This is a genomic window from uncultured Oxalicibacterium sp. (genome assembly GCF_913776015.1).
Taxonomy (GTDB): domain Bacteria; phylum Pseudomonadota; class Gammaproteobacteria; order Burkholderiales; family Burkholderiaceae_D; genus Oxalicibacterium.
This window is the reverse complement of sequence record NZ_CAJYMD010000039.1, coordinates 48882-60191: the sequence shown is the minus strand read 5'-3', so window position 1 is coordinate 60191 and position 11310 is coordinate 48882. Positions and strand designations below refer to the sequence as shown.

General features: G+C 54.9%; 10 protein-coding genes. 4 read left to right on the top strand and 6 right to left on the bottom strand.

What is annotated here, in order from left to right:
* Positions 1–28 precede the first annotated feature (28 nt).
* The gene (locus tag QZ725_RS06215) at positions 29–730 is read right to left on the bottom strand and encodes a hypothetical protein (RefSeq protein WP_293777439.1); all 702 of its coding nucleotides are present in this window, start codon (positions 728–730) and stop codon (positions 29–31) included.
* 142 nt (positions 731–872) lie between these two features.
* Here QZ725_RS06215 and QZ725_RS06210 point away from each other — a divergent pair, with 142 nt between their 5' ends.
* Positions 873–2012 carry an ABC transporter substrate-binding protein gene (locus tag QZ725_RS06210; protein ID WP_293777438.1) on the top strand — a complete coding sequence of 380 codons (1140 nt, stop codon included), beginning with the start codon at positions 873–875 and terminating at the stop codon, positions 2010–2012.
* Positions 2013–2049: 37 nt separating this feature from the next.
* Here QZ725_RS06210 and QZ725_RS06205 read toward each other — a convergent pair whose 3' ends face one another.
* The 4 genes from QZ725_RS06205 to QZ725_RS06190 form a co-directional block, all read right to left on the bottom strand.
* Positions 2050–2652: a DedA family protein gene (locus tag QZ725_RS06205; RefSeq protein ID WP_293777437.1), complete on the bottom strand. Its 603-nt coding sequence runs from the start codon at positions 2650–2652 to the stop codon at positions 2050–2052.
* A 149-nt stretch (positions 2653–2801) separates the two neighbouring features.
* A complete protein-coding gene (locus tag QZ725_RS06200; protein WP_293777477.1) occupies positions 2802–4265 on the bottom strand; it encodes a Ppx/GppA phosphatase family protein in 1464 nt (487 codons plus the stop codon).
* 165 nt (positions 4266–4430) lie between these two features.
* Positions 4431–5303: a transglutaminase family protein gene (locus QZ725_RS06195; protein WP_293777436.1), complete on the bottom strand. Its 873-nt coding sequence runs from the start codon at positions 5301–5303 to the stop codon at positions 4431–4433.
* A 241-nt stretch (positions 5304–5544) separates the two neighbouring features.
* On the bottom strand, positions 5545–6795 hold the full coding sequence (locus QZ725_RS06190) for an Hsp70 family protein (protein WP_293777434.1): 1251 nt from the start codon (positions 6793–6795) through the stop codon (positions 5545–5547).
* A gap of 253 nt (positions 6796–7048) precedes the next feature.
* Here QZ725_RS06190 and QZ725_RS06185 point away from each other — a divergent pair, with 253 nt between their 5' ends.
* From QZ725_RS06185 to QZ725_RS06175, 3 genes are all read left to right on the top strand, one after another.
* Entirely contained in the window at positions 7049–7381 is a 333-nt protein-coding gene (locus QZ725_RS06185; RefSeq protein WP_293777432.1) for an antibiotic biosynthesis monooxygenase, read from the top strand.
* Between the two features lie 79 nt (positions 7382–7460).
* Positions 7461–7631: a hypothetical protein gene (locus QZ725_RS06180; protein ID WP_293777430.1), complete on the top strand. Its 171-nt coding sequence runs from the start codon at positions 7461–7463 to the stop codon at positions 7629–7631.
* Positions 7632–8243: 612 nt separating this feature from the next.
* Complete coding sequence (locus QZ725_RS06175; RefSeq protein WP_293777428.1) at positions 8244–10343, top strand: bifunctional diguanylate cyclase/phosphodiesterase; 2100 nt, start codon at positions 8244–8246, stop codon at positions 10341–10343.
* A gap of 90 nt (positions 10344–10433) precedes the next feature.
* Here QZ725_RS06175 and rpiA read toward each other — a convergent pair whose 3' ends face one another.
* Complete coding sequence (gene rpiA, locus QZ725_RS06170; RefSeq protein WP_293777426.1) at positions 10434–11105, bottom strand: ribose-5-phosphate isomerase RpiA; 672 nt, start codon at positions 11103–11105, stop codon at positions 10434–10436.
* Between the last annotated feature and the right edge of the window lie 205 nt (positions 11106–11310).

The window sequence follows — 11310 nt, the reverse complement described above, 5'->3', positions numbered from 1 at the left end:
AAACGATCCTCGATTCAGAGGAACGACATCACTTTTCCTTCTTCGGGCGGCCAGCCTTGATCGGCGTCAGGTTGCGGATCACGTCATGCAGTTTGCCAAATTCCAGGCCCTTGACGAGTGCGACACCCGCGCGCAGGAGTTCACTCTTCTTGATCGACACGCCGGCTTTCAGGAAAGCCTTTTTCACTTCGCCCAGCACCTGATATTCGAGATCCGGCATGGTGAAGCTGTCGCGTACCAGTTTTGGCTTGCGCGTCTTGGCTTTTCCGGCTGGCTTGCTCTTCGGTGCCGCTTTTGCCGGGGCTTTTGGTGTGCTCTTAACGGCAGCCTTGGAAGCCAACTTGGTTGCGGATTTGGCTGCTGGTTTGGCGGTCGTCTTGCCAGCCACCTTGGCCTTGCCTGCAGTTTTTGCAGCAGGCGACTTTGTTACTTTTGCCGTGTCCGCAGCGGTGGCTTTCCTGGCAGCCGTTTTTGCCGTCACTGCTTTCTTCGCTGCAGGCTTGGCGGCTGCCTTTTTCACTGCCTTGTCGGCAGGTGCTGCGGCCTTGGCTACCGGCTTCTTGCGGGCTGGCGCTTTCCTTGCCACGGGCTTGGCTGCATTTTTCTCGGCTGCTGGTTTCGCTGCGGTTTTACGTACGGTTTTTACTGCAGTCTTTTTCGCTGCCGGGGTTGCTGCCTGAACAGCCGACTGGCCTGCCGGCGCTGCCTGGATTTCGTTTTCCTGCGACACAATCGACTCCTTTTAAATAATCGTATAAATAATATATACATTTTATCGATCAACGGCAACCGAAGTGCACACATTTCATCATGCCGTCATATTCGACGGTCACAATCGCGGTCCGACCTTCTGACCCTTTTCAATTCATTCCATGCCTGCTTCCGCGATGATCCTGCGTTTGCGTTTCCTTCTGTTTCTGATCGCCTGCCCCGCCTTCATGCTTGTATCGCCGGCATCGGCACAGAATGGCGATGCCATCGTGATCGGGCAAGTCATCGATCTTTCCAGCCCCAATGCAGCACTGGGTCGCGACTACGTCGCTGGCATCAAGACCTATTTCGACATGCTCAATGCTGCGGGCGGCATCAATGGGCGCAAGATTCGCTACATTGCACGCGACGATCAGGCTTCGCCGCAGAGCGCAGCGCGTGCGGCGAGCGAATTGATCGATAACGAGCGCGTAGATTATCTGTTGGGTGGTATCGGCGAAAACGTCACACGCGCGATTCTCGATGCGCCGACATTTCGCCGCAGTCGCCTGCAGCTCTATGCACCGCTGATCGGTAACACCAGCGCAAATGCCGGCGATCGTCTCGTGCGCTGGCGTCCGGATTACTTGCAGGAAGTCCGCCACATGCTGTCGCATTTCGCGCCATTGGGTATCACCCATGTCGGCATCGCCTGCCCTGAAGATGCCGCCAGCAAACAGATGTTGGCAGCGCTGACGGCAGAATTGGGCCAGGGGAAACTGCAATTGAGCGGCATCGTGCGCATCGGTCACAACGACAGGCAGATGGCAGCAGATGCCGCCAAACTGGCGAACAGCGCGCCCGGCGTGGTATTGGTGATCGGCGACACGATACAGACGGCGCAATTTCTGCAGGCGTTTCGCCCGTATGCACCCAAGGTGTATGTGGCCGGCAGTTCGTTGACGAACCTCGATACCTTGCGCGAACTGGCTGGCAGCAAGGCGGTGGAGTGGACCGTATTTTCGCAAGTGGTGCCCAACCCGGAAAACGGCAAGACGGCCTTGCAGCGCGAACATCTGGCAATGATGAAGAAATATCGCGACGAGCCGCCTTCCACACTAACGCTCGAAGGCTTTGCGGTTGCCAAGACACTGGCACTGGCCATACGCCGTGGCAAACCCGGCATGCCCGCACAGGAGATCGTCTTCAACGCACCAATCGATATCGGGGGCTTATCCTTGCGCGGCAATCCGACCGGCGACAAACCCTTATCGGATTATCTGGACCTCGCCCTGTTCCGCCGCAATGGGCTGGTCTTTTGAAATCGGACGGGTAACCAGCGATCAAAGCGATTCCGTTTTAATACACCTGCGGCTTGAAGCGAATGAAACGGTAGATGTAAATGCCGATGATCGTCAGCAGCACGGTCTTCGAAATCGGATCGATGTAGGCTTCAATCAGTTCGTACTGCGATTCGAGCACATAACCGGCAAAGGCAAGGAAGGCGGTCCACAACAATGAACCTACGGTCGTAAAGAACAGGAACGGCAGTATCTTCATGCGCACGATGCCGGCAGGTACCGAAATGAGTGTACGAATCGCAGGCACCAGACGACCAAAGAACACCGCTGCGATGCCGTAGCGCGCAAACCATTGCGACGCATTATCGATATCGGCGGGCGTCACGGTCATCCAGCGACCATGCCGTGCGGCAATCGCCTTCAGACGTTCCTTGCCGACCACCGAACCCGCGAAGTACCACGGCAAGGCACCGGCAACGGAACCTGCCGTACCGGCCAGAATCACCAGCCACATATCCATATCACCACGTGCCGCAGCAAAGCCACCGAGCGGCATGATCAATTCGGAAGGAATGGGCGGGAAAATGTTTTCCGCCAGCATCAAGAGGAAAATGCCCAGGTAACCGGCCTCGGCGGCCATCGCGACGATCTGATCAAACAATTACACACTCCACGGCAAAATGTTGCCGGATGCGGCAACGCACAGACTTCATTGCAGACCACCTCCCGCTGATTCAGCATTGGGCAGGCACAAACTCAAGGTCTGAAGTTCATCTTGCAAAAAGGTTCATTATTTTACCGGCAGCAACTTCAGCTCTGGCTGCTGAGACGGAGAACCAGCTCAATACCGATTTCTGCCCACGCTTCTTTTTCCTTTTCGATCCAGTACGCCACGGTCGGATGCTCACGCACCCAAGCACGCGGCAACTCCAGTTCGATGCGACTTTTCATGCGGATGCGCATGGCACTTGGATCGGCGTGCGTGTCGATACGCGCATGCATAAACATAGCAGCCAGACGCAAAGCCAGCGTGGCCCGCATGAAAGCAGGATCGGATAACTGGTCGACCACCTTGCGCAAATTGCCTTTCTGCGCCAGCACGAGATTACTCATGACACGTTGTTCGCGCGTGGTAAAACCGGGCAAATCGGCATGTTCGATCATGTAGGCACCATGCTTGTGGAAACCGCTGTGCGATACGATTTGGCCAATTTCATGCAATAAGGCACTCCAGCGCAACAATCGTTCGATAGCGTCATCGCCCGGCTTGAGCAAGGCCAGCGCAGTGCGCGCGATGTGTGCGGTACGATCGGCGCGACGCGCATCGACACCGCAACGTGCCAGAAACTCGCGTACCGATTCTTCACGACGATCACGCTGGTTGGCGCGCAATTGCAGATCGCGCAGCACGCCCAGACGTAATCCCGCCTCGACCGGCTGAATCGTCTTGATACCAAACTCCTGCATCGCCCCGATCAGGATCGCGACACCACCCGCAATACTGGTGGCACGATCGGGCTTGAGGCCGACGAGATCAATTTGATGTGGATATCCGAAATCGATCAGTCGCCGCTTGAGTGCATCAAGACTCTTGAGCGAAACCGTGCCATCGCCGAGCTGATTGCGCGCAATAGCCTCACCGATTGCCCGCGCGGTCCCCGACGAACCGTAAGCCTGCGTCCACTGCTTGCGGTCGTATTCCGGTGCAATATCCTCGAAACGCGAGCGTGCCGACAAGATGGCGGCTTCGAACGAATCGGCATCGATACCGTGGCCAAAAAAGCCGGCATTCTGCGGCACGGTACCGATACTGAAAGATTCGACCTTCAGAATTTCCATGCCCTTGCCGAGAATCACTTCGGTCGAGCCACCACCGATATCGATAACCAGCCGTCCTTCGTTCAGCGGCAAGGTACTTGCCACGCCCATGTAGATCAGACGTCCTTCTTCTTCACCCGAAATGATCTCGATGGGGTAGCCAATGGCCGCTTCGGCAGCAGGCAAAAACTCGGCTGCATTCCTGGCGATGCGAATCGTATTGGTGGCAACCACACGTGCGGCACTGAGCGGATAAGCGCTAAGGATTGCGTTGAAGCGTGACAAGGTAGCAATCGCTGCCTGCATGGCGGTAGGTGTCAGATTGCCCTTGCTATCGAGACCGGCACCAAGCCTGACCGGATCGCGCGCAGTCTTGACGATACGTATGCCATCGCCTTCCTGATGCCCGATATGGAGACGAAAACTGTTCGATCCCAAATCCACTGCTGCAAACATCTGCTCCATTCCCCTCGATAATCCCGCCAAAAGCCGCACACAAAAAGCCTGTGAAAATAGGCATCGGATGTGACAGGCGCATGACATGCGGCGACGTCGAACGACGTCAGGCCGACATGATGTCGGCGCTTTCCAGAAGAATTGTTTATACCATTTTATGGAGGATCAGGCAGCACAATCTGCGGTCGATAGTGCATGTTCGCAATGCACTGGCATGACGATACCGCTATTGGCATCTTCGATGGCATTGATGGCGATCAAGGGGGCATAGGAAGAAACACCGCCGAAGATGGTGGCAAAAGCCGTATCGCCGGCATCGCGCCCCGTGCCGATACGGATCAGCCCCATTGGAGGCGTGACACCGCTGGCATCGAACAGATACCAGCGACCGCTGAGCATGACTTCCACATAGGCATGAAAGTCAGTCGGTCCCAGATCGGGGTTGGCGCCATAATCGATACCTGAAGCGAAACGTGCCGGAATGTTCAGCGCACGGCACAAGGCGATCATCAGATGTGCATAGTCACGGCAGACACCGGCTCGTTCGACCAGCGTTTCGGCAGCAGACGTCGTACCACAGGAAATGCCGGATTGAAAACGTATATGTTGCTGTACCCATTTCTGGATCGCCAGCACACGGCCGTAACCCGGCTCAAGATGACCGAACTCACGGCAAGCCATCTGACACAAGCGATCCGACTCGCAATAGCGACTTGGATACAGGTAGACAAACGCTTCCGGCGGCAATTCGGCAACCGCCGTTTCATAAAGCTGCTCGGGAAAACTTGTTCGATGATCGATATCGACCGTCGCCTGATAACGCACCACCAGCGAACCGCGTTGCGCTTGCAGCCGCATCATGCGATTGCCACTACCGGATTCGGTAAAGAAAACCGGATCGGTCGCCTGATTGATGAGGAGATCTTCCTCGACAATTGTCTGGCATTGGGTTCTGGCAGCCTGGATATTGAAGATGAAATCCGCCGTCTCGTCCAGAACATCGTAAGCGAGTTGGATGGAGAACTGGAGCCTGACCATGGTTGCCATGCCTTTGCGTGAAGAACCGGTAATGGAGGTTGTGCACTGGCACAACTGCTTTACCTCAGCATGACAAGATCAGAGTCGCGAGTCTGTACGCCAGCCAACAGACTGGTGCTGCAAGAAAATGGCGATGCCACAACCGTTTCCAGCTGAACATCAGCACTGTGTGCAATCTGCCACTACCAGAAAATTACAGATGGAATTTCTTCAATGCAGCAAAACGAAAATGGAAAGGCAATCAGCCGAATTTCCGCTCGGCATCGATTGCCAGACCGGCACCGATACTGCCGAACAGATCGCCTTCGACACGGCGCGCATTCGGCAACAAGGCTGCCACGCGCTCACGCAGCAAGCGCACACCGCTGGAGCCGCCTGTGAACACTACCGTATCGATATGGTCGGCACCCAAACCTGCATCGCGCAGCAAATTGCCGACTGTCGATTCGATATCGCCCACCAGATGATCGATCGCCTGCTCGAAACCGATACGTTGCAGGGTCAAGGATTGGGACGGACGCAGACGATCCAGCAGCAACGTGACTTCTTCTAGTGAAGACAGCGCAATCTTGCCCTCTTCCGCCTTGATCGCCAGCCAGTGGCCTGAGCGTTCTTCGATCACATTGAGCAAGGTGTCGAGTAAAGGTTTGTCGCGTGCATCGCGATAGATATCGCGAATCTGCAACCAGGTCTTTTGCGTGTAAGCCAGATTGATCGTATGCCAGGTCGCCAGATTGTAGTAATAGCTCGATGGCACATCCGCACCATTGTTCAATTTCGACCCCATGCCCAGCAAGGGCATGAAACTGTTCAGGCTCAGATATTTATCGAAATCGGTGCCACCGATGTGCACACCACCGGTTGCCAGAATGTCGGGGCGACGATCGGCATGGCGCGCACGCTCCGGCGACAGGCGCACCAGAGAAAAGTCGGATGTACCACCACCGATATCGACGATCAGCACCAACTCTTCGCGTTCCAGTTGCGACTCATAGTCAAAGGCCGCGGCAATCGGCTCGAACTGGAAATCGATATCGCGAAACCCGACCGATTGCGCAATCTCGTACAAGGTATCTTCGGCCAGGATGTCTGCCTCTTCATCGCCATCGACAAAATGCACGGGACGGCCGAACACGGCACTCGTGAAGGTACGACCAGCGGCCAGCTCCGCACGTTGCTTAAGTTCGGCAATGTATTGCGTGAGCAAGGTACGAAACGGCAAAGCCTTGCCCATTACCTCGGTCTGTTCATCGATCAGGCTGGTACCCAGCAGGCTCTTGAGCGAACGCATGAGCCGTCCTTCGTAACCTTCCAGATAGTTGTCCAGCGCGGCACGACCGTAATAAATCTGTTCTTCATCGGCATTGAAGAAAACCACCGAAGGCAAGGTCGGCTTGCCATCTTCCAGAGCGAGCAAGGGCGAGCTGCCCGGGCGGCACCAGCCAACCGTCGAATTGGACGTCCCAAAATCAACGCCGCACGCATTTGCCATGACACTCCTCTGTCGATGAATGGAAAAAGGCGCACGATGATAAAGCATGCGAGTGCCCAGGTGTAATTTTTGTGGATCGGTTCCAGTCCACGTCCTAACCGTTCGTCCGACAAGCCGCATTCCTTGTCGCTGATACAACAATGTTGGACGAACGGACTACAATGAAGCGTCGCCTACTTGGCGGCCACAACAAGCAATACCCCAAGTAACGCTGAAGAAGTGCTCGATCATCCAACCACAAGAAGGAGGCATCATGGTCACTCTTGGATTGCAAGCCCGCCTGGAAGCCAAGCCAGGCAAGGAAATGGAGCTGGAAGAGTTCCTGCACGCGCAACTTTCCTACGCCATCGGCGAACCTGCCACGGTCGCATGGTTTGCCGTCAAGCTTGCTCCCGGTGTATTTGGCATTTTCGATGCTTTTGCCGATGAGTCGGGACGCAAGGCACATCTCGAAGGCGAAATCGCCAAGGCATTGCAGGGCGATGTCGGCAAAAACCTGCTTGCCAAACCACCCACCATCGAGTCCTTCCAGGTTCTTGCCGCCAAGCTACCCGGAAACGGCGAGATTCCGGATTCACTGGGTTGAGCAATTTTCGTCATTCGGCAACAACAAGGCTGGATGACGAAAACAGAAAAATCTACAATAGCGGCAAAGGAGAATCCGCATGAATACGAGTTGGGGCAATGACGAAGATAGCGACATCGATGACGAACTGGCACGTGACCTGCCTTTTCTGATTCCCGACCGCGAACGCAATCGCGGCGATATCGGTACACGCGATTATTACGATCGTCTGGATCGACAATCGCGCGAGATCAGCGATAACTTGCGCTGATTAAAAGTCATGGGCGGTAGCGATCTGGCGGCCCTGACGAACTTTCTTGCTTGCTCGTTCGACAATTTCTTTCGTCACGGATGATTGTTCAATAACGAACTCCCCCCTGGCCAACAAACGTCCCGACCTCAGATTGCTACCTCGCTTTGGCTGCTGTGCATCGGATCGTCTCGCAACGCTTGCTCCATCACTTATTCCAAAAAGACAAGAGCAAACTCTTTCCAGTATCACGTTCAGCCTCATCCTGACCGCTGGCAAGTGACATTTGCATTTCGTTCCCGGCACATTATGTGCATATAGATGCCCATACCGCTCTGACAAATTTCAGACTTGGCCGCTTAGGCAAAGTGATCCATGCAGCTTTGTCGTGATCGCCCTCGCCGCTTCCAGCCGACCATTCTGAGGATGCCAAGCAAAATGGTATGCGCCAATACAAGCACGCGTTTGTCCATATTTATCAACCCCTTTCATACACCGCAATGTCATCGCGTGTCATTTTGGTGCGAAAGGTGAGGCTTCAATATGGCACCTTTATTGCTTTGAAGAAATTTGATATGGGTAGCGTCTGCCTATCCTTTGAAAAGGACCCGACCCCGTTCAATCGGATTCACCATGCTTTTATCCATGCCATCGACACCCTCCGATCCATCAATGCAGGCCCGTATGCTCGGAACCTTACTCGCCAACCTGGAAGGCATGGTGTACCGCTGCCGTCTTGATGACCAATGGACGATGGAGTTCATCAGCGAAGGCTGTCTCGCGCTGACGGGTTACAAGGAAGAAGACATCCTTTTCAACAGCCGTATTTCCTACGACGACATCACCCACCCAGACGACCGCGCGTATCTACGCGCCACGATTCTCGAAGCGGTACGGCAAAACCGCCGCTTCGATATCGAATACCGCATCGTGCGTGCCGATGGGCAGGTACGTTGGGTATGGGAGCGCGGCACCAATATTTCGCATAGCCACAAGAAATGGGACGTGCTGGAAGGTTTCATTCAGGACATTACCGAACGCAAGGAAGCCGATGAGGCATTGCGGGAAGCCGAACGCCGGTATCGCAGCATCTTCGAAAACGCGATTGAAGGCATTTACCAGTCCACACCCACTAATGGTTACCTTGCCGTCAACCCGGCCCTGGCGCGCATGTATGGTTACGATTCGCCGGGCGAATTGATCGCCACGTTGCACGATATCGAACATCAGGTCTATGTCGATCCGCAAAGACGCGCGGAATTCGTACGCTTGATGGAACAACATGGGGTCGTGACCAATTTTGAATCACGTATTTATCGACGCAATGGCGAAATCATCTGGATTTCCGAAAACGCGCGCGCCGTCTATAACAATGCCGGCAAGCTATTGTTCTTTGAAGGAACGGTCGAAGCCATCACGGAACGGAAGCTACATGAAGCAGAAATCCAGTTTCAGGCCACGCATGATGCTCTCACCGGTCTACCGAATCGCACCCTGCTCTACGATCGCATGCAACAGGCGATTCTGCATTCGCAGCGCAATGGGAATCTGACGGCTATTGCTTTCCTCGATCTGGATCAGTTCAAATTCATCAACGATAGTCTGGGCCATCAAGTCGGCGATGAATTACTGAAGATTACCGCCCAACGTCTGATCAATTGCCTTCGTGCAAGCGATACCGTTGCACGCCAAGGGGGCGATGAATTCGTGCTGCTGCTGACCAGCCAGCCCAACGAAGAATCGATCACGCAAACCATGCAGCGTGTGCTGCACGAGGTGTCGCACCCCTGGAAAGCCAACGATCTCGATTTCCAGATCACCTGCAGCATCGGTGTGACGTTATGCCCGAATGATGGGCGCGATGCAGAAACGCTGTTGAAGAATGCCGATTCGGCGATGTACAAGGCAAAGGAACTGGGTCGCAACAATTTTCAGTACTTTGCGGCGGAAATGAATACATCGGTCACGGATCGTCTCGAATTGCTGAATCGCTTGCGCCAGGCGATTCCAAACGACGAATTCGTGCTGCACTATCAGCCGAAGCTCAACCTGCACAGCAATCGCATCATCGGTGTCGAAGCGCTGATCCGCTGGCAAAGTCCGAATGGCATGGTGTCGCCAGCGAGCTTCATTCCGCTTGCGGAAGAAACGGGATTGATCATTCCGATCGGAGAATGGGTGTTGCGCACAGCCTGTCGGCAAAACCGCGAATGGCAAAAAGCCGGCTACCCGCCAATTCCGATTTCCGTGAATCTGTCACCGCGCCAACTGGCACGTGGGGATATCGTCGATCTGGTGGGGCGTGTTTTGCAGGAAACCGCACTCGACGCGCGCTATCTGGAACTGGAAATCACCGAAAGCGTGATGGCAACCGATGTCGACAAATCGCTGGCCATGCTGTCCGAACTGCGCTCACTGGGCGTGAAGATTTCACTCGACGATTTTGGTACCGGTTATTCGAGCCTGAGCTATCTCAAGCGCTTCCCGGTGGATACTCTGAAGATCGATCAGTCCTTCGTGCGCGACATCGCGACCAGCCAGGACAGTGCCGCCATCGTCAAGGCCATCATCTCGCTGGGGCACAACCTGAATCTGAATGTGCTGGCAGAAGGAATCGAAACAGCCGAACAGTCACGTTTCCTGCAGCAAAATGGCTGCGACGAGGGGCAAGGCTACTTGATGAGTCGCCCCGTCCCCTGCCGCGATTTCCTGCGATTGCTGAGCGCACAGTAATCGATTACTTACGTCGGTTTCCAGATCGATGAGAAGGCGAGGCGCGGGCAAGCGAAGCTGACCAGGCGCACCTTTTGCCTGGATAAGGAATTAGAAGGTCATGCGTTTGACGCCATCGGCCGTGCCCAGCAAACCGATATTGGCACCACGGCGGGCAAACAATCCCACGGTCACGACACCGACGATATCGTTGATTTGTGCCTCAAGCGCCGCAGGATCCGTGATCGACAAACCGTGCACATCGATGATGGAACAACCGTTATCGGTTACCACGGTCTTGCCATCCTTGACGCGCAAACGCGGTTCACCACCCAGTGCTTGCAGGCCGCGTGCTACCGAGGCCTCTGCCATCGGAATGACTTCCACCGGCAAGGGAAATTTGCCCAAGGTCTTGACCAGCTTGGAACCATCCGCGATACAGACGAATTGACGCGCTACCGATGCCACGATCTTCTCACGCGTCAGCGCTGCCCCGCCGCCCTTGATCATCGCTCCCTGCAAAGTAATTTCATCTGCGCCGTCAATGTAGACGGACAGCGATGTCACCGCATTCAAATCCAATACCTCAATACCATGACCACGCAAGCGCTCTGCCGTCGCTTCGGAAGAGGCGACAGCACCGCGGATACGGTCCTTGATCTTGCCCAGCTCGTCGATGAAAAAATTGGCGGTGGAACCGGTACCGACGCCGATGATTTCATTGGGCGTCACATAATCGAGGGCAGCACGAGCTACTGCCTGTTTCATTTCGTCTTGGGTCATTGCAGGGAAGAAGTGAAGGAGGAAACGCACTATTTTAACGGATCGTCACACTCGCTTATTGCTTGGCATGGAACAAATCGCCAACAGCAGATTTGTATGCAACAAAGCGACGTAATGCCCGTCCATTCTGGGGTTTTCGCGGCACTATTGCCTACTTTCCAAGCATCTTTTATCCAACAATGCGTTTCCGCAAGGAAATGCCCGG

Bases quoted from the DNA above. Each gene is read 5' to 3' on its own strand.
- QZ725_RS06200 (WP_293777477.1), bottom strand. From the start codon at position 4,265: ATGTTTGCAGCAGTGGATTTGGGATCGAACAGTTTTCGTCTCCATATC.
- QZ725_RS06190 (WP_293777434.1), bottom strand. From the start codon at position 6,795: ATGGCAAATGCGTGCGGCGTTGATTTTGGGACGTCCAATTCGACGGTT.
- QZ725_RS06185 (WP_293777432.1), top strand. From the start codon at position 7,049: ATGGTCACTCTTGGATTGCAAGCCCGCCTGGAAGCCAAGCCAGGCAAG.
- QZ725_RS06180 (WP_293777430.1), top strand. From the start codon at position 7,461: ATGAATACGAGTTGGGGCAATGACGAAGATAGCGACATCGATGACGAA.
- rpiA (WP_293777426.1), bottom strand. From the start codon at position 11,105: ATGACCCAAGACGAAATGAAACAGGCAGTAGCTCGTGCTGCCCTCGAT.
- QZ725_RS06210 (WP_293777438.1), top strand. From the start codon at position 873: ATGCCTGCTTCCGCGATGATCCTGCGTTTGCGTTTCCTTCTGTTTCTG.
- QZ725_RS06195 (WP_293777436.1), bottom strand. From the start codon at position 5,303: ATGGTCAGGCTCCAGTTCTCCATCCAACTCGCTTACGATGTTCTGGAC.
- QZ725_RS06175 (WP_293777428.1), top strand. From the start codon at position 8,244: ATGCTTTTATCCATGCCATCGACACCCTCCGATCCATCAATGCAGGCC.